Genomic DNA, 23,158 nt, shown 5'->3' with positions numbered 1-23,158 from the left:
GGTGGGGGGGGGGGTGGGGGGGGACTCGACCGGGTTTCTCCTGAAGCGCCTCGCATTTACGCGGCGCGCTTGAGCTCTGTTCTAGCGGACGCTGGCGACCGCGTCGGAGCGGCCGTCATTGATCGTCACCCAAACGCCGGAATTCTGGTCCGACTGGCGCTTGAGATAGGTGTAGTCGGTGTCCGTCCAGGACAGGACTTTGGTTTCCAGATTGTCGAGGATGAATTCTCCAAGGCTCGTGCGCACGGTCAGCACCGCGTGGCCGTCGCCATTCGGCTGGCGCGCCACCGTCATCAGCAGATTGCCGGCGGGGACGCCGGCATCCATCAACTCGCGGCGCTTTTCCAGCGCGTAGTCCTCGCAATCGCCATAGCCATTGGCCGGATAGGCCCAATATTCCTCGACACCGTAGTTTTCCATGTCGGTGCGTGGCTTGATGCGGGTGTTGACCGAATTGTTGATCTTGACGATCGTCGCCCACAGTTTGCGGGTCAGTTCGACCGGCGCACCCTTCGGGGTCCGTTCGCTGCATTCGCCAGGACTGCGCTGGCAGAACTCATAATGGCCAACAGGCTGGGTGGTGCGTCCGCCGGTGTGCATATAGGCCGGTCCCGCGGCATATGCTGATCCCCAAGCGGAAAGCTGCATCGCCATTGCCACCAGCAACAGCTTGCCCCTCGTTTTCTTCATTGTTGTAGTCTCCCCGTTCGAAGGAGACATTGCCACATGCGGATTTATTTGACGCAAAAGCTCGAAGTAGATATTGAGTAAAACTCCAGTAGAATAAACGTAAAATTTGAATCATTTCAGTATTAATTCGTTTGGATTTTGAGGCGCCAATCTCGACGCGCGGAGGGCTGCCAAGCCCCGCCAAGAGTGGCCTAAGCATGCAGCTCATGGCGTCGAAAACAAAAAACCGGCCACAAGGGCCGGTTTCCTGGAGTGTCGCTGTCTGCTCAGGTGCGTGGCGTGTTGAATTCGGAATCGAGCGTTTCGGGGCGCTGGATCACAGCGAATTCGATGGCGACGCCGTCCTCGAAATGACGCACGACCTGCCCGCGCATGGTGCCAAGCATAACCTGGATGCCAATCGCCGGCTTGACGTCGATCTCGACCGCGGCGCCGGAGAGCGAAAGGTCGATGATACGGCATTGGTACTGGCGGCCGTCGGTGAGCTGCAGCACGCTGGTCGGATTGCGCGGCGCGACGCGCTCGTGGCGGCGATCTTCCGGCAGGTCGAGTTCATGCTTGTTGGCGAGCCAGGTCAATTGCGCGGCCAGCTTGTCCTTCTTGCGATCCGACGCGATGACGGTCATCGCGAAACCGTCCTGTAAGGTGCGGGTGACGACACCTTCGATGCGGCCGATATGATCGATGTAGGCAATGATTTTTTCGCCGGGCATGCCGATGCGGTCGGTGCGAAACGCGACATTGCCCGGTGACATGTCGACGACCTGGCAGGGGTGTTCGGTGCGGTCTTCCAGCATGAAGCGTCCGTAGATTTTAACCCGGACGCGCTGAAAGTTACGCCTTTCAGCTTGGGACGGCGCATAGTCGACCGCCGCTGACCTCATGACTGCCTACACCCCGTTTGGCATCCCGCGCGCCGATGCGAGGAACTTCATCAGAGAAGTACAACAAAGCGGGTTAACAAAGGGAAAAAGCGGGCGCTCCAGGGGTTTCCTTTTTGCAGGTCGCGGTGCCAAAACAGCCGCGCAGTTTTGAGCGACGTGCATCAGGCCGCAAAGGGACTATTCCTCGCGCCCGCCATCGAACACGACGAGATGGCGGATGCGGCGCGCCCGGCCGAGTGCCGAGATCGTCTCGGGTGCTCCAAGTTCATCGGGAACGAGCGAGGGAACATCGATCGCCGGGCGATTGTTGAGAAGCTCCTTCTCCGGATCGATGACGCGTATCGAATCGATCAACGCATCGGTGATCGGATCGGCACCCAGCCAGAAGGGTTTCTCCACGGCACTGATGACGCCCAGGCAGCGCGGATTTTCGACGCCGCCGTCCAGCGGCAGGGCAAGCAGTTCGAACTTGTTGGAACGCCCGTTGCGGCTGAAACCCTCATAGCTGATGAGCACGACCGACTTCTGCTCGAAGACGCCATGGATCAGCCGCGAGACGAGCCGCTGATCCTTCTCGCGCCACAGCGATGGAAAGGAAAACCCCTTGAGTTCGCGGCCGTAGCAGGCGCAAAGCCTGGTGCCGGCCAGCCGGAATACGGCTTGCCCGCGCGTGTCCCGTTCCAGGATAAAGGTGTCGGCCAGCAGCGACTTGATGTCGGCCGGCTCGACCTCCGAACGCTTCGGGGCAGGACGTCCGTCACGCAGGCGATTCCAATATTGGAACAGCGTGATCGATCCATTCTGGTTCATGCTATGCTGCTCCGCGCATTCTGTCGTCTGATGTCCCATCGGTGAACAGAAGGGCGCCCTCCGATGACCTACATGCGTTGCGGAGCAGGAAGCGTGCCAGCGTCGTTAACACTTGTTCACGGGTCGGGGCCGTTAAGGTTAACAGGTGGTTTACGTTGCATCGAAGCGAGCCCCGTGGCACACAAAAACCACTCCAGAAGCGGTCGTTTCGCGACGATCGGCAGCACTTCAGTCAAGAGTTTTAGGGGAGCAGGGGGCTCGACCAGCCGTTCAAGGGAAACCTTGAACGGCTTCTTTTTTGATTCGCGCCGCGGCGATTCGCGGTTTGCGGTTCGGTCCGTGGTGATCTAGATGCTCGAACCCCGAATCCCGCAGAGTGCAATTTCAAATGAGTGAACCGGCATCTCCCTCGGAAGTCGACCCGGTCGAGGGCGCACCCGAACCGCGGCGCGAGCCGGTGTTCAACCTGCCGCCCGTCGTGCTGGCGGTGATCGGCATCTGCGTCGTCGTCTACCTGTTGCAGCAATATGTGTTGAGCGAATCCCAGCAGATGACATTGCTGTATGACGGGGCCTTCATCCCCGTTCTCTACACCGGGCAATACGGCTTCGACTGGTTCCTGTTTTCGCGGCCCTTCACCTATGCCTTCATGCATGGCGGCTTTGCCCACATCGCCATCAACATGGTGTGGCTCGCCGCGTTTGGTTCACCATTGGCAAACCGTCTGGGAACGCTGTGGTTCGCGCTGTTTTTTGCCGCAACCGGGTTGGCTTCGGTCGCGCTTTTCTGGGCGATGCATTCTTATGGTGAGGCGCCGCTGGTCGGGGCTTCCGGTGCAATATCGGGCATGATGGGGGCTGCGGCGCGTTTCGGCTTCCGCACCGACCGTTCGGCCGGCAAGGCCGCCTTCGCCGGCCCTGTGCTGCCGATCGCATTCGTATTGCGCCTGCGCGGTGTCGTGATCTTCCTCGCCATGTGGATGGTCATCAATCTCGCCACCGGCCTGCTCGGGTTTGCCCCAGGGGTAGATGGTCAGATCGCCTGGGAGGCTCATATTGGCGGCTTTGTCGCGGGCTTCTTCGGCCTGCGCTGGTTCGACAGGCGATGGCAGGCGCCCGAGTGGGAAACGACTGACCACCGCACTTGAAATGCAACCGATCACGGCGCACGATGTTCACTCTTACGTGAAGGCCGGTCAGGGCAGGAACCGGCAGGCAAAGCAGAGGAGGACGCCATGACGGTGAAGGCAATTCTCGAGAGAAAAGGCCATGACGTGTTGACGCTCGGGCCGAACGAAAAGCTGAGCGAAGCCATCCGCATCCTGGCAGAGCACAAGATCGGTGCGCTGGTCATCACCAATGGCGATCGCAAGATCGTCGGCATCCTGTCAGAGCGCGACATCGTCCGGGTTGTCGCCCGGGAAGGTGGAGCCGCGCTCGATATCGCGGTGCGTTCGGCGATGACGCCGAAGGTGAAGATCTGCAACGAAAATCACACCGTCAACGAGGTGATGGAGATTATGACCCGCGGCCGTTTCCGCCATCTGCCGGTGGAAAAGGACGGCATGCTCGATGGCATCGTGTCCATCGGCGACGTGGTCAAGCGCCGCATCGAGGATGTCGAGCGCGAGGCCGACCAGATCAGGGCCTATATCGCCACTGCCTGAACGGTGAGGCGAACCGCCGGCCGGAGAACCGACCGGCGGAACCGCGGGCTACCTGTTGTCGAGTTCGGAGCGGACGAGTGCGAGCCCGCGCCGGGTGATGCGGTAGGGGCCGCCTCCCGACGAAGAAACCGCCTTCTTCCGCTTCAGCTTTCGAAACAGGTCGAGATCGACGTCCGGATAGTGCCAGCCGTCGCGGTCAGGCATTTGACGGAGGCGATCCGCTTCTTGTCGTTCTTTTCGATTTCAATGCGTCCGCCCTGCGCGAGCAGGTGCAGGATGCGCTGTTCAGTGCGCGAAATATCCATGTGAGAGTTTTCCGGGAAAACAAAAAATGCCGCCGCCGCGAAGCTTCGCGGCACGGGGTTTCAGGTTTTCTGCCCTGCCTCGCCAAGAGGTCAGGGCCTTACCGGGACTGAGCGTAAGTGGACATCCACTCTCCATTGGAATGAGCGTCCTATAGGCGAAAGCGGCTGAAAAGGCCAGTCCGTGGCTTTGCGCTTGTCTCTTTTGGCGGTTTGCACTAGCGAATGATTTCACGTTCGACGTGAAATTCACGTTCAAACGTGAAATCACTCACCTCAATTCGCAGGCCGCCATGTCCCTTATCGACACCCGTACTCCTGACGCAAAACGCCTGATCCCCGGCGCCACCGGCGACTGGGAGATCATCATCGGCCTCGAGGTCCATGCGCAGGTCACGTCGGAAGCAAAGCTGTTTTCGGGCGCCTCGACGGCCTTCGGCGCGCCGCCCAACGCCAATGTCAGCCTGGTCGATGCGGCGATGCCGGGCATGCTGCCGGTCATCAACGAGGAATGCGTCAAGCAGGCGATCCGCACCGGCCTGGGGCTGAAGGCGCAGATCAACCACAAGTCGGTCTTCGATCGGAAGAACTACTTTTATCCCGACCTGCCGCAGGGCTACCAGATCTCGCAGTTCAAGCAGCCGATCGTCGGCGAAGGCACGGTGATCGTTTCGGTCGGCCCGGACCGCCAGGGCGAATTCGAGGACATCGAGGTCGGCATCGAGCGGCTGCATCTGGAGCAGGATGCCGGCAAGTCGATGCACGACCAGCATGCGACCATGTCCTATGTCGATCTCAACCGCTCCGGCGTGGCGCTGATGGAGATCGTCTCCAAGCCGGACATGCGCTCGGCCGACGAGGCCAAGGCTTATGTCACCAAGCTGCGCACCATCGTGCGCTATCTCGGCACCTGCGACGGCAACATGGACGAAGGTTCGATGCGCGCCGACGTCAACGTTTCGGTGCGCAGGCCGGGCGGCGAGTTCGGCACGCGCTGCGAGATCAAGAACGTCAACTCGATCCGCTTCATCGGCCAGGCCATCGACTATGAGGCGCGCCGGCAGATCGCCATTCTCGAGGACGGCGGCAAGATCGATCAGGAGACGCGGCTGTTCGACGCCGTCAAGGGCGAGACGCGCTCGATGCGCTCCAAGGAAGAGGCGCATGATTACCGCTACTTCCCCGATCCCGACCTTTTGCCGCTGGAATTCGACCAGGCCTATGTCGATGCGCTGGCCAAGGAATTGCCGGAACTGCCGGACGACAAGAAGGCGCGGCTGATCGCGTCGCTCGGCCTGTCCGTCTATGACGCCTCGATCCTGGTGTCGGAAAAGCCGATCGCCGATTATTTCGAGAAGGTGGCCGCCGGCCGCGACGGCAAGCTCGCCGCCAACTGGGTCATCAACGATCTGCTCGGGCAATTGAACAAGGCCGGAAAAGACATTGAAAACGCTCCGGTTTCGCCCGAGCAGCTCGGTGCGGTCATCGATCTGATCAAGGATGGCACCATCTCCGGCAAGATCGCCAAGGACCTGTTCGAGATCGTCTGGAATGAGGGCGGCGACCCTCGCCAACTGGTCGAGAGCCGTGGCATGAAGCAGGTCACCGACACCGGCGCCATCGAGAAGGCCGTCGAGGACGTTATTGCCGCCAACCCTGACAAGGTCGAACAGGCGCGCGCCAAGCCGAGCATGGCCGGCTGGTTCGTCGGCCAGGTGATGAAGGCGACCGGCGGCAAGGCCAACCCGCAAGCCGTCAACGACCTCGTCAAGGCCAAGCTGGGCATCGAGTAGCGCCGTGTTCGTCCGCACCGCAGGTGAACGCGACCTTGCCGCTGTGCGGACGCTGCTGGTGGAAACGTGGCATGCGACCTATGACGCCATTTATGGCGCTGCCAAAGTCACCGAGATCACCGACGAATGGCACTCGATCGCTTCGCTCCGCTCGCGGCTGACGCGGCCGAATTCGGAATTCCTGGTGGCCGATGACGGCAAGCGGATCGGTGGCATGGCTTTCGCCGCCGCCACCGCCGATGCGAAAATCATCCTGCTGAACCAGCTCTACGTCCATCCGGACTGCCAAAGGCGCGGGATCGGGCAAGCACTGCTCGACGAGGTCGAGGCCAGTTTCCCGGAAGCGCGAACGCTGCGCGTCGAGGTCGAGGAGGCCAATGGCGGCGCCATCGCCTTCTATCGGTCGAAAGGGTTCTTGCCTGTCAGTGCCGCGGAGGAGTCCCGTGATACCTCAAGGCCGACGACGCTGAGTTTCGAGAAGTCGCTCGGATAGATTGACACCGGATGAATAGAGCGATCCGGCCATGCGTCATCGCGGCGTTTGCTGTGCCGGCTCACGACGGATATGCAAGGGCATGACCAAACTGTCCCGCATTACAGCGCTGGCGCTGCTCGCCATCATCATTTTCGCGACCTTGTCGCCGATCCAGATGCGGCCGCACCTCGCTGAAGCGAATGTCGAGCGTGCCTTGGCTTATGTCCTGCTGGGCTTCGCCCTGGCGATCGGCTTCCCCAACCGACTGTATCAGGTCGTCATCTTCGTGGCTGTGACCGCCGGCATGCTGGAACTGCTTCAGCTCATTGATCCCGGTCGCCATGCACGCCTCATCGATGCATTGGTGAAAGCCCTTGCCGGGGTGGTTGGGATCGTCGCGGGACACCTGATCGTCAGGGCCGGCCGACAAAAGAGCGAGAGCTAGGCGCGGCAGCAATCCGCCGCGGAGGATCGAGCCTTCGCGCTAGGCAGCGGGAACCCCCACATTGTCGATCAGCCTGGTCTTGCCGAGCCATGCTGCCGCGAGAAGACGCCCTTCGCGGTTTCGGCGCCATGGCGCAAGCGTCAGGCTTTGGCGTACCTCGACATAGTCGACCTTCTGAAAGCCGGCGGCGATGAGGGCGCGGCTGGCCTCTTCGGTTGCGTCGCTCTGCCCGGCGCCTGCCGCCAGCGCCGCAGCCGTATTGCGCAATGTGACGTTGAGTTGGCGGGCGATCTTCAGTTCGGCCTCATCGAGATAGGCGTTGCGTGACGACATGGCGAGACCATGCGCGTCGCGGATCGTCGGTGCGCCGATGATCTCGACAGGCAGGTCCAGGTCGCGGCAGAGCTGCCTCACCACGCAAAGCTGCTGGTAGTCCTTCTCGCCGAAGACCGCACAGTCGGGCGTTGCCTGCAGGAGGAGCTTTGCCACCACGGTGGCGACGCCGTCGAAAAAGGTCGGCCGAAAGTCCGATTCGAGCCCGGCTGAGGGGCCGCCGACCGAGATTTTCGTGGCGAAGCCGGCGGGATACATCTCGCCAACCGTCGGTGTGAAGGCAAGGTCGGCGTTTGCCGCGCCCAGTTGGTCGAGGTCGCGGGCGAGTTGGCGCGGGTACTTGTCGAGGTCTTCGCTCGGCGCGAACTGCGTCGGATTGACGAAGATCGACACGACGCAGCGCTCGGCTTTTTGGAGCGCGATCCTGACCAGCGAGATGTGTCCGTCATGCAAAGCACCCATGGTCGGCACCATGGCGACACGAAGGCCGTCGCGCCGCCAGTCCCGGATTTGCGCGCGCAGTGCGGCTACGCTGTCGACGACGACGGGTTGGCTCATGTGTCGTCCCTGCTGTTTGTCGCCGAAAAGACATGGCCGGGGCCGGGGAATGTCCGGCCCCGCACCTCGGCTGCATAGGATTCCGCTGCATGCGAGATCACGCTGCGCAGGTCGGCGTATTCCTTGACGAATTTCGGCACGCGATCGACGGTCAGCCCGACCATGTCGTCGATGACCAGGATCTGGCCGTCGCATTCACCGCTGGCACCGATGCCGATGGTCGGAATGGCGAGACGGCGGCTGATATCGGCGGCGACCCTCTCGACCGTGCCTTCGATGACCACCGAGAAAGCGCCGGCATTCTCGACGGCGAGCGCATCGCGAAGCAATGCCGCAACAGCCTCCTCGGTGCGGCCCTTGATCTTGTAGCCGACGTCCTTCTCGACCGATTGCGGCTGCAGGCCGATATGTCCCATCACCGGAATGCCGGCGGCGACGATGGCCTCGATCTGGCTGATCATGTCGACGCCGCCTTCGAGCTTCACCGCCTGGCAGCCGGTTTCGTCGACGACCCGCCGCGCCGAGGCGACGGCTTGCGCTGCCGTTGCCTCATAGGTGCCGGCCGGCAGGTCGACGACGACGCAAGCCCTGGCCGAGCCGCGCATCACGGCCTGCCCATGTGCGATCATCATCTCCAGCGAGGCGCCCAGAGTCGTCTTGTGGCCATGCAGGACCATGGCGACACTGTCGCCGACCAGAAGCAGGTCAACATGGTGATCGAGCAGACGGGCGATGGGATAGGTATAGGCGGTCAGGCAAACGATCGGCGTGCCGCCCTTGCGGTGGCGAATCGCCTCGGCGCTGATGCGAATGTCGGTGGTCGGCAATTCCGTGGCCAATCGTCACCTCCTTGGCCTCAAGCCGGGCTGGATGCAGGCATGGGCGCGCAGAGCTTTAGAAATACCGCAAAGGCTTGGCAAGCGTGCATGCAGCGACCGGCAGGATCACAGGCTTGTGTCGGGCTTTAGGCAAGCCATTTGCGCGCACGCCGTGGCAAAAGCCTTGCCTTCGGCAAGGCCTGACGCCATAAGCAGGAAAACGGGCGCTGCCGGCGCGAGGGTTTTGAAATGAAGACTTTCCTTACGCAGTTTTTCACCTGGTGGAACAGCCAGACGATAGGAACCCGCCTGCATACCTGGCGGTACGGCAAGAAGGTCGGCCAGGACGAGACCGGCAATTTCTATTACGAAGGCGGCATCGATTCGGAAGGCCGCACGCGCCGCTGGGTCATCTACCGCAATTATTCGGAAGCTTCGGCGATACCGCCCGGCTGGCACGGCTGGATGCACCACCGTGTCGACGTCGCGCCGTCCAGCGAGGACTACAAGCCGCGCGACTGGCAAAAGCCGCATCAGCCCAATCTGACCGGCAGCCCGGCGGCCTATCGCCCGAAGGGCTCGGTGCTGACCAATCAGCACCGCCCGCAGGTCACCGGCGACTACGATGCCTGGACACCCGGGTCGTAGCGACAGGGTGCAAGCCGGTCCTTTATCGCCACAATTGGTGTTTAGCTGCTTGCTGATCAGAAAACGGCGACTAGCCTTGGCGATCGACAGAATCACCCGGGCGCGAACCACCGGTATCTTTGCATGAGCTTTTCTTACTCAATATCGGCTAGTCTGGCGTTAGCCGCCGGTCTTGCCGTCAGCACCGTGGCCTTCGCCGCTTCGCCTGAGCCCGCGGCACCCGCGCCGGCGCCGCCCGCGGGAGCGGACCGGGTCACCAATGCCGTTGCCGAGTTTGCCGGGATCGACAAGATCACCGGCCGCATCATCACCTTCGATGTCTATATCGACGAGACGGTGCAGTTCGGTGCTTTGCAGGTGACGCCGCGCGTCTGCTATTCGCGGCCACAGACCGAAGAGCCGAAGACAGATTCCTTCGTCGAGGTCGACGAGATCACGCTGGACCGCAAGATCCGCCGCATCTTCACCGGCTGGATGTTTGCCGAAAGCCCCGGCCTCAATGCCGTCGAGCATGCCGTCTATGACGTCTGGCTGAAGGCTTGCAAGCAGAAGTCGGATGTGCCGGCGCCCGATGGCGCCAAGGCAGACTCGACCAAAGCCGAGGCGCCCAAGCCCGCCGCGGCCAAACCGAAAGCCGCGATTGCTCCGGACGTGACAGAGCCTGGCGTGACGGAGCCGGACGCTTCGGACCCCGATACGACCGACACCAACTGATCCTCCGGAACCGTCCCTGCCACCATACGTTGGGGCACGGATGAGCGCGCATTTATGCGCAGGGAGGATTTTCCGATGTCAGACAGCAAGCGGATCACGGCCGGCAAGGCAGAGTTGCTGGAACTTGAAAAGGGATTCTGGACGGGCGACGCGGCCTACTATGCGGCCAATGTCGACACCGAATGCCTGGTGGCGTTTCCGCAGATGGCACAGGCGATGGACAATGCGGATCTCGCCAAGACCGCAACCAAGCCCAACCGCTGGCGCGACCTGAAAATCGACCTCAAGGGTATTATCGAGCCGGGCAGCGACATCATCATGCTGACCTACGAGGCACATGCGACACGCGAGAACGGCGAACCTTACGCCGCGCTGGTCAGCACCGGCTATGTCCATCGCGTCAATGGCTGGAAGATGATGTTCCATTCGCAGACGCCATTGGAAGCCGCCACTGGGAAGTAGGCTCAATCTTCAGGGATAGAATACGGCCTCGCCCTTCAGCGCGTCGGCCAGCAACTTTTCATATTTGCCGCGCGGCACGTCGACGGCGCCGAAGCGCTTGAGGTGCTCGGTGGTGAACTGCGTATCGAGCAGCGCGAAGCCGCGTGCCTTCAAGCGCTCGACGAGATAGAAAAGGCAGGTCTTGGAAGCGTCCGTCTCCCTGGCGAACATGCTCTCGCCAAAAAACACCCGGCCGAGCGACACGCCATAGAGGCCACCGACCAGTCGGTCCTCGCGCCACGCCTCGACCGAATGACAATGGCCTATCCGATGCAACTCGACATAGGCTTCGCGGATCGGCGCATTGATCCAGGTCGAGCGCCGTTCCACGCGCTTTTCGGCGCAGCCGTCGATGGTCGCTTCGAAATCGAAATCGAAACGGATGTCGAAGGGGTTCTTCTTGATCGTTTTCCTGAGGCTTTTCGGCGCGTGAAAACCATCGAGCGGAATGATGCCGCGCGTCTCCGGCCGCACCCAGAACACCTCCGGGTCGCCGGCACTTTCGGCCATCGGGAAGACGCCCGAGGCGTAGGCCTTGAGCAGAAGGTCGGTGGGGATGCGATAGCCGGGCGCGTAGGGGCGGGTCATCGCGTCTCCGCGCTACTCTTCCTTGGCCAGGTATTTTTCCAGCCAGTGGATGTCATAATCGCCATTGGCGATGTCGGCATTGCCGACGAGATCGCGAAACAGCGGCAACGTCGTCTTGATGCCGTCGACGACGAACTCGTCCAGGGCGCGGCGCAAGCGCATCATGCACTCGACGCGATTACGCCCATGCACGATCAGCTTGCCGATCAGGCTGTCGTAATAGGGCGGGATCTTGTAGCCGGAATAGACGCCGGAATCGACGCGGATGCCGAGACCACCCGGTGTGTGGAAATGGGTGATCGTACCGGGCGAGGGGGTGAAGGTGCGCGGGTCCTCGGCGTTGATGCGGCATTCGATGGCGTGGCCGTTGAACTTGATGTCCTCCTGCTTCACCGAGAGGCCGCCACCGGAGGCGACGCGGATCTGCTCGTGGACGAGATCGATGCCGGTGATCGCTTCCGTCACCGGATGCTCGACCTGCAGGCGCGTGTTCATCTCGATGAAGTAGAACTCGCCATTCTCGTAGAGGAACTCGATCGTGCCGGCGCCGGAATAGCCGAGGTCGGCGATCGCCTTGGCGCAGATGCCGCCGATGCGGGCGCGCTCTTCGGCATTGAGGGCGGGCGAGGGCGCCTCTTCCCAGACCTTCTGGTGGCGGCGCTGCAAGGAACAGTCGCGCTCGCCGAAATGCACGCCGCGGCCAAAGCCGTCACCAAACACCTGGACTTCGATATGGCGCGGCTTTTCCAGGTATTTTTCGATATAAACGGCATCGTCGCCGAACGCCGCACCGGCTTCCGTGCTCGCCGTCTGCAGGGCGACCTCCAGGTCAGCCTCGGTGAGGGCGACCTTCATGCCGCGTCCGCCACCGCCGGCCGATGCCTTGATGATCACGGGATAGCCGATCTCGGCGGCAATGCGCCTGGCTTCCTTCTGATCGGTGACAGCGCCGTCCGAACCGGGCACAACCGGAATGCCGAGGCGCTTGGCGGTTCGCTTGGCCTCGATCTTGTCGCCCATGATGCGGATATGGTCGCCGGACGGACCGATGAAGGTGATGTTGTGCGCGGCCAGTATGTCGGCGAACTTGGCGTTCTCCGACAGGAAGCCGTAACCCGGATGCACGGCGTCGGCGCCGGTGATTTCGCAGGCCGCAACGATCTGATGGATGTTGAGATAGCTGTCGCGCGATGGCGGCGGACCGATGCAGACGCTCTCGTCCGCGAGCCGCACATGCATGGCGTCGGCATCGGCGGTCGAATGCACCACCACCGTCTGGATGCCGAGTTCCTTGCAGGCGCGCAGCACCCGGAGGGCGATTTCGCCGCGATTGGCGATGAGGATCTTCTGAAACATCAGGCCCGCTCTATTCGATCACGACGAGCGGCATGCCATATTCGACCGGCTGCGAATCCTCGAAAAGGATCGCGGTCACCGTGCCGGCGCGTGGCGAGGGGATCTGGTTCATCGTCTTCATTGCTTCGATGATCAGCAAAGTCTGGCCTTCCTTGACCTTCTGGCCGACTTCGATGAATGCCTTGGCGTCCGGCGACGGCGCCAGGTAGGCGGTGCCGACCATCGGCGAGGTGACTGCGTTCTTGGAAATATCTGCCACAACGGGCAGAGCTACGGAGGCAGCTTGCGCTGCTGCCGGCGCATAGGCTTGCTGCGGCGCCGCGATTGCATGAACAGCCGGCGCCTGCCGCGAGACGCGCACCTTCAGGTCGCCCAGTTCAACCTCGATCTCGGTGAGGTTGGTGTCGTTCAGTATGCCCGCCAGATCGCGGATCAGTTGCTGGTCAACACCGGTCTTCTTTATCGACATTTTCGAGCCTTCTGTTTGTTGGCCGGTCATAGGCGTGCGGCCAGCGCCTGTAGCGCCAGCGTATAGCCGAGCGGCCCAAAGCCACAGATCATGCCGACGGCGACCGGCGCGACCATGGAGACGTGGCGGAATGGTTCCCGCGCATGGATGTTGGAAAGATGAACTTCGGCCACCGGCAACGGTGCGACGGCGCGAATGGCGTCGTGGATGGCAATCGAGGTGTGGCTGTAGGCGCCCGGATTGATGACGATGCCGACAGCCTTGTCGCCAGCTTCCTGAATCCAGTCGACAAGGTCGCCCTCATGGTTCGACTGGCGGAAATCGATCTCGAACCCCAGCGCCGTGCCTGCCTGCTTGCAGTCGTCGGCGATCGCGGCAAGCGTCTTGCCGCCATAGATGCCCGGCTCGCGCTTGCCGAGCGCGTTTAGATTGGGACCGTTCAGGACGAAAACCGTTTTCAAAAAGCCGACCTTTCCCGGCGCCGTCATCAAGCCGGCGCGCTGGGCCCTCTATAATGGGCATAGCCGCCCGCGGAAAGAGCGCAAGTGCGTTCTTTCACTGTCCACAACAGGCGGAAATGTGCCCGTGAGAAATAGCTGGCGAGCAAGATCAGAGCGCGGCTTTCGCCGCCTCGATCTTTTCTGCCAGCACTTCCTGCCCGAGTGCTCCGAACACCACCTCGTTGCCGACGACATAGGACGGCGTTCCGGTGATCGCCAGCTTGTTGGCAAGATCGTAGGTCTTGGCGAGGGCCTCGTTGATTGTCGGGTCCTTCATCTTCTCGCGCAGCGCCGCTTCGTCGGCGCCGAGCGACAGCGCGACCTTGATGGCCGCCGCCTCGGTGGCGCGTCCCTGGCCGCCGAGCAACGCATTGTGGAACTCGCCGTACTTTTCCGGGTGCATCAGGTGGAACGCCATCGAGACCACGCTCGCCTTCTGCGAATCCGGTCCGAGGATGGGGAATTCCTTGAGCACGAAACGCAGGTCCGGATCGGTCTTGGTCAACGCCTGCATGTCGTCGATGGCGCGTTTGCAGAAGCCGCAATTATAGTCGTAGAACTCGACGATGGTGACCTTGCCGTTCGGATTGCCGACGACGCCGTCAAAGGCGGAGTTGAAGATCTGGTCCTTGGCATTCTTGATCACGCCGAGATGAGCGATGCGCTGCTCTTCCTTCTGCTTGGCCTCAAGCGCATCCTGGACCTCCAGGAGGACTTCCGGGTTTTTCAACAAATAGTCGCGGATGATGCCTTCGACCTCGGTGCGGTCGATCTTGGTATCGGCCGCCGTGGTCTCGACCGGCTGTGCGGTGCCGGCCTTGGCGATCTGCGGGTTTCCGGCAACGAATCCGAAAGCCAGCATGGCCAGTGCGACCGCAACCCCCGTGGTGCCCAGCAGCAGTGCCTTTTTCATCGTTCCTGTTCCTTCTGCCTGTTTTCCGGTCTGGCTATGTCGTGGCGCGCGGCCGGAAGGTTCACTTGATCTTGGTTGACGGCTTGTAGTTTATGATATCCTGGGCGCGAAGCCAGCGCGGCTCGCCGCGTTTCATCTGCTGCTGCGCCCGCATGGCGAAAATCTTCGCATCCTTGTAGTTGCCGGAATAGAAATGGCTTTCGGCGGTGGCAAGTTCAGCGCCCGGTATGTCACCCAACTCACCGTAGGCCTGTGCCAGATAGCGATATCCGGCTGAATTTTCCTTGTCGCGCCCGAGGCCGTTGTTGATCTGCACGACGGCTTTTTTCAGAGAGTCGGGCGTGCCGACGGCCATCAGCGCCTGGCCCATGGACACCGGCAGCAGACCGGACCGCGCCGAATCGAGGCTGACCGCCTTGGCGTAGGAGTCCGCGGCTTCCTTGGGTTTGTTTGCCTTCATCAGGATGTCGCCGCGCAGTTCCTGGAAGTAAGCGTTCTTGGGCTGCGCCTTGATCAGTGCATTGGTCTTGGCGAGCGCGGCGGCGATGTTGCCGAACAGGTAGGTCGACTGGGCGTCGCCATATAGCGCGGCGAGGGTCCCTTGCATCTTTCGCATCAGCCGCGACGCAGCCGCATGGCCTTCCATGTAGACGGCGATCTTCACCCGCACCATGTCATGGCGCTGCTGCAGCGCGGGCGGGTCCGGCCTGTCGACATTGGGGCTCTGTTTCACCAGCACTTCGAGATTGGAGATACGATCCCGCGGCATCGGATGGCTGATCCGGTAGGGATCGACTTGCGCGCCCGAGAGCGACAGCGCAGTCTGGAAGCGGTGAAACGTCTTCAGCATGCCCATGCCGGACTGGCCGGTGGCGTTGAGATAGGTGATCGCCGAGCGGTCGGCCGTCATCTCCTCGGTGCGCTGGTAGGCGAGGATGCTGCGCTGTGCCATCTCGCCGCCGCCGGCGGCTACGCCCACGCCCGCACCGGCAAGGCCGCGGCTATTGGTTGTCGCGCCGGCGACCATGGCACCGGCACCCAGCAGCGTCGCGATGATGGCCATCGTCTTGGCGCGTTCGAGCTGGTCGCGCAGCTTCTGCTGGTGGCCGCCGGCGATATGACCGGCTTCGTGCGCGATGACGCCGATGATCTCGTTGGGCGTTTCAGCCGTCATCAGCGCGCCGGTGTTGATGAACAGCCGGCGCCCGGTGACGAAGGCGTTGAAACTCTGGTCATTGACCAGAACGATGTCGATGCCGTCATTCGCCAGGCCAGCCGCCCTGAAGATCGGCCGCGCGTAATCGCGAACCAGCGCCTCGATCTCGGCGTCGCGCACCACCGGCACGTTCTGGGCAAAGGCGCTGACCGAACTCGCCATTGCAACGGCAACGCCAAGCGAAAGCGTCGCGAAGACGCGCGCTGCCTGGGCAATCGTCGATCTGGGTCGGCTCAACATGATGGTTCCACTGGTAGACGAGCGGGCGAAAGATGAAAAGTCGGCGCCGGAAACTTCCTCAACTTGTGATCCTCACATCAATCGGGCATTTGTGCGGCACATGCGCCAGTGCCTGGCGCCGTCAATCATCGGGAATACTGGTTAATGGTCATTTCGCTCTCACGTCGTGGCAATGTCGAGCCCTTCCATGCGATGGACATTCTGGCAGAGGCAAACCGGTTGAAGTCCCAGGGCGTGCCGGTTGTTTCGATGGCCGTCGGCCAGCCCTCCGATCCCGCACCGGTTCTGGTTCGCGCCGCAGCCGCCAAGGCGCTGCAGGACGGACGCATCGGCTACACCGACGCGCTGGGACTGGCAGGTTTGCGCAAGGCGATCGCCGGACACTACGCCGATCACTACGGGCTTGATATCGAGCCCGGCCGGATCGCGGTGACCACTGGATCGTCGGCCGCCTTCAACCTCGCCTTCCTGGCGATGTTCGACCCGGGTGACCGCGTCGCCATCGCGGCACCCGGCTATCCCGCCTATCGCAACATCATGGCCGCGCTCGGCATCGAGGTGGTCGAGATCGAGCTCGGCGACGCCGCCTACCTGCATGCCGGCCATCTCGAGACCGCGCATCGTGAAAAGCCGCTGAAAGGCGTTCTCTTCGCCAGTCCCGCCAATCCAACCGGCGCGGTCATACCGGCCGATGAACTGGCGGCCCTGGTGAGGACGGCACAAGACCTCGGCATCGCCGTCATCTCCGACGAAATCTATCACCGGCTCGCCTATGCCGCCCCCGACACCACGGCGCTTGCCTATGGAGGCGACGTGACCGTGATCAACTCCTTCTCCAAATATTACTGCATGACCGGCTGGCGCATCGGCTGGATGGTGCTGCCGCAGGACCTGGTGCGGCCGGTCGAGCGCGTCGCCCAGAGCCTCTACATCTCGCCGCCGGAGCTATCGCAGATCGCCGCGATCGAGGCGTTCAGGGCGACCGAGGAACTGGAGGCGGTAAAAGGCCGCTACGCCTGGAATCGCGAGCTTTTGATGAAACGCCTGCCCGAGCTCGGCTTTCCGCTGGCGGCGCCGATGGACGGCGCCTTTTATGCCTTCTGTGACGTCACCAGGCATACCAATGACAGCATGGCCTTCGCGCGAAAGATGCTGGCCGAGGCGCATGTCGCGGCAACACCCGGCCAAGACTTCGACACTCAGGCCGGGCACCGCACGATCCGTTTCTCCTACGCCGGCAGCCACGACGACATGATCGAGGCGATGGCGCGCCTCGAACGCTGGTTGAGGTAGCCATGCCGGAACTCGAACAGGCCCTCAGACTTGATCAGGCCCACAAACTTGATCAGGCCTCCAAACTTGATCAGGCATTGGCCGAAGTCGCTGCCGAAATGGCCGATCGCACCGATCGCGGTGATGTCGCTTCTTACATTCCGCAGTTGGGTAAGGTCGATCCGAAGAAATTCGGCATCGCAGCGGTCACCAATGACGGGCGCGTGCTGACGGCGGGGGACGCCGACCAGGCCTTTTCCATCCAGAGCATCTCGAAAGTGTTCACCCTGACACTGGCGCTCGGCAATGTCGGCGACGCGCTGTGGCAGCGGGTCGGCCGCGAACCGTCAGGCAATCCGTTCAACTCGATCGTGCAGCTCGAGCATGAGAACGGCATTCCGCGCAACCCGTTCATCAATGCCGGCGCCATCGTCATTTCCGACATCCTGCTTGCCGGCCACCAGCCACGCGAGGCGATCGGCGAGATCCTGCGCTTCATCCAGTTCCTCGCCGACGACGAGACGATCATCATCGATCGCGAGGTGGCGGCGTCCGAGCGCGCCACCGGCTACCGCAACTTCGCGCTTGCCAACTACATGAAATCCTTCGGCAATCTCCACCATGCGCCGGAACTGGCGCTGGGCGTCTACTTCCACCATTGCGCCATCGCCATGAGTTGCCGGCAACTGGCGCTCGCCGGCCGCTTCCTCGCCAATGGCGGCAAGAACCCGGCGACCGGGCATTCCGTGGTGTCGGCCGAACGGGCACGCCGCATCGGCGCCATGATGCTGACCTGCGGCCATTATGACGGCTCCGGCGATTTCGCCTTCCGCGTCGGCATCCCCGGCAAGAGCGGCGTCGGCGGCGGAATATTGGGCATCGTGCCGGGCGTGGCGTCGCTTGCCGTCTGGTCGCCAGGTCTCAATGCCAACGGCAACTCCAAGCTGGGGTCGATCGCGCTGGAAAAGCTTGCCAGGATGATGAACTGGTCGATCTTCGCGCCGTAGCCTTCGCGATCCGCCATAGCGCCAGATAAGAAAATCCCGCGCCGTCTTCGAGACGGCGCGGGATTTTTTTGTCAAAGAACTAGCTCATGCGATTGAAAGGCTTAGAAAAAGCCCTTCCGCTGCCACCAGCCGCCGCGCTTCGGCTTGTCCTCGGTCTTGTCCTCGGCCTTGGCCGCGGGCTCTTCCGCGACGATCGAAGACACGACCGGCTCGACCGGCGCATTCGCCGCCGCCGGCTTGCGCCGCGACGAGCGGGCCTTCGGTGCCTCCTCGACAGAAGCGATGGCTGCCTCGTCGGATGCGGTGACCGGCGTGTCGACCGGTGCTTCCACCTCCGCAGCCGGCTCATCGGCGACAATTTCGGCCGCGGCCTTCTTTGGCTTGGCGGCACGGCGTGGCTTCTTCGGCTTCTCCGTGCTCGGCGCGTCGTCATTGGCCGGGGCAAGCGCCACCGGCTCTTCGGCTGGTGCAGCAACGACCGGCTCGCCGGCGATCACCTCGGTTGCCCGGACTTCGCCTTCAGGCGCGTCTGCTGTTTCGCCAGCACTTGCCTCAGCCTCGCCTTCACCGTCTTCGCGACGGTTGCGCTTGCCGCCGCGCTTGCCGCGCCGGCGCTTTTTGCCCTGGCCTTCGTCCGAAGCTTCAGCTGTCTCAGACGTTTCGGCAACACCGACAGGGGCATTGTCGTCCGTTTCCGTGTCGCCATCGCTGGCGGCCGAGTCCGGGTCCGAAAACTCACCGGCCGGAGCCGAGACGGAAGCACCGTCCGCAGGGGCGCCATGTTCGCGATCGCGATCCTTGCCGCCGCGCCGGCGCCGACGCTTGCGGCGCTTGCGGTCGCGGCCGTCGCCTTCCTCGCCACCGGCAGCGGGCCGGGGCTGTTGTTGCTGCGGCTGCTGGCGTGGCTGTTCGGCCTGCACCGGCGCCTCGTCATCTTCCTCGACGACGACAATCTCGTCCTCGGGCTCTTCCGGCTCGACATAGGCCGGGAAGCTGCGCGCCTCGACGAAGCCTTCCGGCTTTTCAGCCAGCGCGCCGCGGAAGATCGCATAGTGCTGCGAACCCACCGAATCGTCGGCCTCGACGGTGATCGTCAGCCCGAAGCGGCTTTCGAGTTCGACCAGCGTGCCGCGCTTGTGATTGAGCACGTAGAGTGCGGTCGCCGCCGGCGTCCGCACCGTGATGTGGCTGCGGGAATCCTTGAGCAGGAATTCCTCAATCGCCCGCACCACCATCAGCGCGACCGACGAATCGGAGCGCACATGGCCGGTGCCGCCGCAATGCGGGCAAGGCTTCATTGTCGATTCCAGCACGCTGGCGCGGATGCGCTGGCGGGACATCTCCATCAGGCCGAAATGCGAGATACGGCCGACCTGGATGCGCGCACGATCGTTCTTGAGGTGATCCTTCAACCGCTTCTCGACGGAGCGGTTGTTGCGGTTCTCCTCCATGTCGATGAAGTCGATGACGATCAAGCCGGCGAGATCGCGCAGCCTGAGCTGACGCGCGACTTCCTCGGCCGCTTCCAGATTGGTGTGGAGTGCGGTGTCCTCGATCGAGTGCTCCTTGGTGGAGCGGCCCGAATTCACATCGATGGCAACCAGCGCCTCGGTCTGGTTGATGATGATGTAGCCGCCGCTCTTCAGCGTCACCTGCGGCTGCAGCATGCGGTCGAGCTGTGCCTCGATGCCGTTGCGCACGAAGATCGGCGTCGTGTCGCGGAACGGCTGAACCACCTTGGCGTGGCTCGGCATCAGCATGCGCATGAAGTCCTTGGCCTCGCGATAGCCTTCCTCGCCGGAGACAAGAATCTCGTCGATATCCTTGTTATAGAGGTCGCGCACCGAGCGCTTGATCAGGCTGCCTTCCTCGTAGACCAGGGCAGGGGCCGTGGACTGCAAGGTGAGATTGCGGACATTTTCCCAAAGCCGCATCAGATATTCGTAATCGCGCTTGATCTCGGCCTTGGTGCGGCTCTCGCCGGCGGTGCGCAGGATAACGCCCATGCCCTGCGGCACTTCGAGATCGGCAACGACCTCCTTCAGGCGCTTGCGGTCCACCGCGCTGGTGATCTTGCGCGAAATGCCGCCGCCACGCGCCGTGTTCGGCATCAGCACCGAATAGCGGCCGGCAAGCGACAGATAGGTGGTCAGTGCCGCACCCTTGTTGCCGCGCTCTTCCTTGACGACCTGCACCAAGAGGATCTGCCGGCGCTTGATCACTTCCTGGATCTTGTACTGGCGGCGCACCGGCTTGCGGCGGTTGCGCACTTCTTCCAGCGCGTCCTCGGCGCCGACCGATTCGACCTCGTGATCGTCCGGATGCGAGGACTGCACTTCTTCCAGCATGCCGCGATCATTGTCGCCGGAGGTCGCCTCGCTGCCTTGTTCGGCCTGCGGAACGGCTTCGGAAATCACATCGGCCTCGACCGAGGCGGCGATCGACGTCGGACCGCCTTCGCGGGTTTCGCCTTCGTCCTGCTCGGCGGAATCCTGGCCATGTTCGGACGCATCGGCATGTTCGGACGCATCGGCCGCATGTTCGATGATCTCGGACGTGTGCGAGATCTCCTCGAAACCAGCGTCGGCGCCCTCTTCCGCCTCGTCGGCAGTGTCGCTTGCCTCGCTGGAATCGGCTGCATCGCGCTTGTGCTCACCCCGGTCGCGGGGCTTGCCGCCGCGCCGGCGGCCGCGCCGTCCGCGATCGCGGCTCTGGCGATCATCGCCGTCGCCGTCCTCGTTCTCTTCGTCCTCAGCCTCCTGCGCTTCCGCGCGCAGCAGTGCCTGACGATCGGCGACCGGAATCTGGTAGTAGTCGGGGTGAATTTCACTGAAGGCGAGAAAACCGTGACGGTTGCCGCCATATTCGACAAAGGCTGCCTGAAGGGAGGGCTCTACGCGCGTTACGCGGGCTAGGTAGATGTTTCCTTTGAGCTGCTTCTTGTCCTGGGATTCAAAGTCGAATTCTTCAATACGGTTACCGCGTACGACGACGACGCGTGTTTCCTCCGGGTGGGAGGCGTCTATCAGCATTTTGTTGGGCATTATTTCGTTTCCCCCCGGCAGCCGTCAGCCGCAGCTTGCGAGGCAAAGCCTGCTGCTGCGTGCCTGGGATGTGGGTGCCGGATATTTGATCGTCCGTCGGCCGCCGCTTGAGCGCCATGGCGGTGCCGCCCGCAGCCATAATGGCGCGGTTTGATGCGGACCTTTCCATGATTGCGCTTGAAGCCATCGTCACCAACAGAACCTTTTGAACCAAAGCCCGGATGAACCGGACCAGCTTGTTTGCTCCTACAGAGCCGGCGCGGGAACAAACCCGGCCGTTTTCCTCACGCAGGCGATTCCCCCGCCACGGGAGCACGCCTGCGAAATTCGTCGCGATCACCTGAACCCTTTTCGCCTGAAGCGAAAGGAGCCGCCTTTACGTCTGACCCTGTAGCAAGAAGCTGCGGAGGAGGGCGGTTCCAGGATTGCAGTGATCCACCATCGCTTTTATGATTTGGCGGGGTGGAAGGCAACCCCGATTTCCGATGCCGGCAAAAAGCCGTTCCGTAGCGTAAGCCAGCTTGCCGCCCTTGCATGAAAAGGCTTGGTTAACCTTCTCTGGATACCAATCGTTAATCGAGTTCGCGGCCTAACCGGCATTTCGACGAAACGACCGGCGCCGGGCGCCAAACCGGGAGCGACTGGAAGAGAGATGGGATTGGCGGACTTCACAGACAAGGGATGTCGTGTCTGCGGCCGGATCCTGGCCGCTTTCTGCCTCTTGCTGCTGCTGGCGGTCTCATCTGCCTTGTCCTCAAAAGCCAATGCCGCCGACGCTCCGCTCGTGGCAAAAGGTTACAAGATGGCCGGCGATGCCACCAAGATGCGCATCGTCATGGACTTCGATCGCGAACCCGATATCAAATGGTTCCTGCTGCGCGGTCCCAACCGCCTTGTCATCGATCTCGCGAATACGAGATTCGCCGTTGATGCCAAGGACTTGAAGGCGCGGGGCCTGGTCAAGGGCGTGCGCCTGGGCGCGCTTAGCGAGGGCGTTTCGCGGCTGATCCTCACCGGCAAGGGACCGTTCGCCGTCGACAAGCTCGACGTGCTCAAGAACGAGGACGGAACCGGCTACCGCATTGCCATCGACATGTCGGCGGCATCCGAGCGCGAGTTCGACGTGGCGCTGGCCAACCAGGCGCTGACCACCGGATCGACCGTTTCGACCGACAAGGGAGGGCGGGTCGGCACCGGACCGGTTTCCAATCCGGGTCATCGGTTCACCGTCGTCATCGATCCCGGCCATGGCGGCATCGACGGCGGTGCCGAGGGCCTGAACGGCACCATCGAGAAGAATGTCACGCTGGCCTTCGCCACGGAGCTGCGCGACAAACTCGCAGCCGTTGGCAATTATGATGTGTTCATGACGCGCGACACAGACGAATTCCTGCGTCTTGATGACCGCGTGCGCATCGCCCGTCAGCATGAGGCCGACCTGCTTATTTCGATCCATGCCGACACGATCAGCGTCAAGGGCATTCGCGGCGCCACCGTCTACACCGTCTCCGACAAGGCCTCGGACCCCGAGGCGCAGGCGCTCGCCGACCGAGAAAACCTCTCCGATCAGTTCGCCGGCATGGAAATCAAGAACGACAACAAGGAAGTCACCGACATCCTGATCGACCTGATCCGCCGCGAAACGCACAATTTCTCGATGAGTTTCGCCCACACGCTGGTTGGCCAGTTGTCGACCAGCGTCGGCCTCATCAACAATCCGCAGCGTTCGGCGGGCTTCAAGGTGCTCAAGGCACCCGACGTGCCGTCGGTGCTGGTCGAACTCGGTTATCTCTCGAACGCCAAGGACGAGGCGCAGTTGCTCAACGCCGACTGGCGCGGCAAGGCGGCCCAGAGCATAACCAACGCCGTCGCGCTGTTCGCGTCGGCCAAGGCCGGACCGGGAACCGGAGGTTGAC

General features: G+C 62.5%; 23 protein-coding genes and 1 pseudogene. 11 read left to right on the top strand and 13 right to left on the bottom strand.

Features of this window, described 5'->3' with window-relative positions:
• Nucleotides 1-81: 81 nt before the first annotated feature.
• From AC0L2U_RS28855 to AC0L2U_RS28845, 3 genes are all read right to left on the bottom strand, one after another.
• The gene (locus tag AC0L2U_RS28855) at nt 82-690 is read right to left on the bottom strand and encodes a transglutaminase-like cysteine peptidase (protein ID WP_473603028.1); all 609 of its coding nucleotides are present in this window, start codon (nt 688-690) and stop codon (nt 82-84) included.
• A 266-nt stretch (nt 691-956) separates the two neighbouring features.
• Complete coding sequence (locus tag AC0L2U_RS28850; RefSeq protein ID WP_023812149.1) at nt 957-1,574, bottom strand: PilZ domain-containing protein; 618 nt, start codon at nt 1,572-1,574, stop codon at nt 957-959.
• Nucleotides 1,575-1,751: 177 nt separating this feature from the next.
• Nucleotides 1,752-2,384: a PAS domain-containing protein gene (locus AC0L2U_RS28845; protein WP_023812148.1), complete on the bottom strand. Its 633-nt coding sequence runs from the start codon at nt 2,382-2,384 to the stop codon at nt 1,752-1,754.
• Nucleotides 2,385-2,772: 388 nt separating this feature from the next.
• On the opposite strand from AC0L2U_RS28845, the gene AC0L2U_RS28840 reads away from it, so the two are divergent.
• Both AC0L2U_RS28840 and AC0L2U_RS28835 read left to right on the top strand, forming a co-directional pair.
• Nucleotides 2,773-3,531 carry a rhomboid family intramembrane serine protease gene (locus AC0L2U_RS28840; RefSeq protein WP_473603027.1) on the top strand — a complete coding sequence of 253 codons (759 nt, stop codon included), beginning with the start codon at nt 2,773-2,775 and terminating at the stop codon, nt 3,529-3,531.
• Nucleotides 3,532-3,618: 87 nt separating this feature from the next.
• Nucleotides 3,619-4,050, top strand: coding sequence for a CBS domain-containing protein (locus AC0L2U_RS28835; protein WP_027039198.1), 432 nt, complete (start codon nt 3,619-3,621; stop codon nt 4,048-4,050).
• Between the two features lie 48 nt (nt 4,051-4,098).
• Here AC0L2U_RS28835 and AC0L2U_RS28830 read toward each other — a convergent pair.
• A pseudogene (locus tag AC0L2U_RS28830) lies at nt 4,099-4,355 on the bottom strand (YjhX family toxin).
• 290 nt (nt 4,356-4,645) lie between these two features.
• Here AC0L2U_RS28830 and gatB point away from each other — a divergent pair.
• The 3 genes from gatB (at nt 4,646) to AC0L2U_RS28815 (ending at nt 7,065) form a co-directional block, all read left to right on the top strand.
• The gene (gene gatB / locus AC0L2U_RS28825) at nt 4,646-6,145 is read left to right on the top strand and encodes an Asp-tRNA(Asn)/Glu-tRNA(Gln) amidotransferase subunit GatB (protein WP_127397924.1); all 1,500 of its coding nucleotides are present in this window, start codon (nt 4,646-4,648) and stop codon (nt 6,143-6,145) included.
• A gap of 4 nt (nt 6,146-6,149) precedes the next feature.
• On the top strand, nt 6,150-6,638 hold the full coding sequence (locus AC0L2U_RS28820) for a GNAT family N-acetyltransferase (protein WP_127397922.1): 489 nt from the start codon (nt 6,150-6,152) through the stop codon (nt 6,636-6,638).
• Nucleotides 6,639-6,720: 82 nt separating this feature from the next.
• Nucleotides 6,721-7,065: a VanZ family protein gene (locus AC0L2U_RS28815; RefSeq protein ID WP_027039201.1), complete on the top strand. Its 345-nt coding sequence runs from the start codon at nt 6,721-6,723 to the stop codon at nt 7,063-7,065.
• Between the two features lie 39 nt (nt 7,066-7,104).
• On the opposite strand, the gene panC is transcribed toward AC0L2U_RS28815, so the two are convergent.
• Nucleotides 7,105-7,956: a pantoate--beta-alanine ligase gene (gene panC / locus AC0L2U_RS28810; RefSeq protein WP_292634322.1), complete on the bottom strand. Its 852-nt coding sequence runs from the start codon at nt 7,954-7,956 to the stop codon at nt 7,105-7,107.
• Nucleotides 7,953-8,795 carry a 3-methyl-2-oxobutanoate hydroxymethyltransferase gene (gene panB / locus AC0L2U_RS28805; protein ID WP_292634320.1) on the bottom strand — a complete coding sequence of 281 codons (843 nt, stop codon included), beginning with the start codon at nt 8,793-8,795 and terminating at the stop codon, nt 7,953-7,955. The genes panC and panB overlap by 4 nt, the downstream gene beginning before the upstream one ends.
• Before the next feature lie 228 nt (nt 8,796-9,023).
• Here panB and AC0L2U_RS28800 point away from each other — a divergent pair, with 228 nt between their 5' ends.
• The 3 genes from AC0L2U_RS28800 to AC0L2U_RS28790 all read left to right on the top strand — a co-directional run bounded on the left by AC0L2U_RS28800 (nt 9,024) and on the right by AC0L2U_RS28790 (nt 10,598).
• Nucleotides 9,024-9,422, top strand: a complete 399-nt coding sequence (locus tag AC0L2U_RS28800; RefSeq protein ID WP_013531353.1) for an NADH:ubiquinone oxidoreductase subunit NDUFA12 — start codon at nt 9,024-9,026, stop codon at nt 9,420-9,422.
• 123 nt (nt 9,423-9,545) lie between these two features.
• On the top strand, nt 9,546-10,136 hold the full coding sequence (locus tag AC0L2U_RS28795; protein WP_127330802.1) for a DUF2155 domain-containing protein: 591 nt from the start codon (nt 9,546-9,548) through the stop codon (nt 10,134-10,136).
• 75 nt (nt 10,137-10,211) lie between these two features.
• Nucleotides 10,212-10,598, top strand: coding sequence for a hypothetical protein (locus AC0L2U_RS28790; protein WP_127330800.1), 387 nt, complete (start codon nt 10,212-10,214; stop codon nt 10,596-10,598).
• A gap of 9 nt (nt 10,599-10,607) precedes the next feature.
• Here the strand turns inward: AC0L2U_RS28790 and aat are convergent, their stop codons facing one another.
• The 6 genes from aat to AC0L2U_RS28760 form a co-directional block, all read right to left on the bottom strand.
• Nucleotides 10,608-11,225, bottom strand: coding sequence for a leucyl/phenylalanyl-tRNA--protein transferase (aat, locus tag AC0L2U_RS28785; protein WP_127396902.1), 618 nt, complete (start codon nt 11,223-11,225; stop codon nt 10,608-10,610).
• Between the two features lie 12 nt (nt 11,226-11,237).
• Nucleotides 11,238-12,581 carry an acetyl-CoA carboxylase biotin carboxylase subunit gene (accC, locus tag AC0L2U_RS28780; RefSeq protein WP_013531357.1) on the bottom strand — a complete coding sequence of 448 codons (1,344 nt, stop codon included), beginning with the start codon at nt 12,579-12,581 and terminating at the stop codon, nt 11,238-11,240.
• A 10-nt stretch (nt 12,582-12,591) separates the two neighbouring features.
• The gene (accB, locus tag AC0L2U_RS28775; protein ID WP_023812132.1) at nt 12,592-13,050 is read right to left on the bottom strand and encodes an acetyl-CoA carboxylase biotin carboxyl carrier protein; all 459 of its coding nucleotides are present in this window, start codon (nt 13,048-13,050) and stop codon (nt 12,592-12,594) included.
• A gap of 26 nt (nt 13,051-13,076) precedes the next feature.
• The gene (gene aroQ, locus AC0L2U_RS28770) at nt 13,077-13,511 is read right to left on the bottom strand and encodes a type II 3-dehydroquinate dehydratase (RefSeq protein WP_013531359.1); all 435 of its coding nucleotides are present in this window, start codon (nt 13,509-13,511) and stop codon (nt 13,077-13,079) included.
• Between the two features lie 148 nt (nt 13,512-13,659).
• Nucleotides 13,660-14,463, bottom strand: coding sequence for a DsbA family protein (locus AC0L2U_RS28765; protein WP_127396903.1), 804 nt, complete (start codon nt 14,461-14,463; stop codon nt 13,660-13,662).
• A 61-nt stretch (nt 14,464-14,524) separates the two neighbouring features.
• On the bottom strand, nt 14,525-15,919 hold the full coding sequence (locus AC0L2U_RS28760; protein WP_473603025.1) for a M48 family metalloprotease: 1,395 nt from the start codon (nt 15,917-15,919) through the stop codon (nt 14,525-14,527).
• Nucleotides 15,920-16,063: 144 nt separating this feature from the next.
• Between AC0L2U_RS28760 and AC0L2U_RS28755 the strand changes: the two genes are divergently transcribed.
• Nucleotides 16,064-17,212 carry a pyridoxal phosphate-dependent aminotransferase gene (locus tag AC0L2U_RS28755; protein WP_473603024.1) on the top strand — a complete coding sequence of 383 codons (1,149 nt, stop codon included), beginning with the start codon at nt 16,064-16,066 and terminating at the stop codon, nt 17,210-17,212.
• 2 nt (nt 17,213-17,214) lie between these two features.
• The gene (locus tag AC0L2U_RS28750; protein WP_127272410.1) at nt 17,215-18,198 is read left to right on the top strand and encodes a glutaminase; all 984 of its coding nucleotides are present in this window, start codon (nt 17,215-17,217) and stop codon (nt 18,196-18,198) included.
• A gap of 101 nt (nt 18,199-18,299) precedes the next feature.
• Here the strand turns inward: AC0L2U_RS28750 and AC0L2U_RS28745 are convergent, their stop codons facing one another.
• Complete coding sequence (locus AC0L2U_RS28745; RefSeq protein WP_127810294.1) at nt 18,300-21,242, bottom strand: Rne/Rng family ribonuclease; 2,943 nt, start codon at nt 21,240-21,242, stop codon at nt 18,300-18,302.
• A 652-nt stretch (nt 21,243-21,894) separates the two neighbouring features.
• Here AC0L2U_RS28745 and AC0L2U_RS28740 point away from each other — a divergent pair.
• The gene (locus AC0L2U_RS28740) at nt 21,895-23,157 is read left to right on the top strand and encodes an N-acetylmuramoyl-L-alanine amidase (RefSeq protein ID WP_127269499.1); all 1,263 of its coding nucleotides are present in this window, start codon (nt 21,895-21,897) and stop codon (nt 23,155-23,157) included.
• Nucleotide 23,158 lies beyond the last annotated feature (1 nt).

The organism is Mesorhizobium sp. WSM4808 (assembly GCF_055811675.1).
The sequence above is the reverse complement of the archived record's forward strand: the minus strand, read 5'-3'. Positions and strand labels throughout refer to the sequence as shown.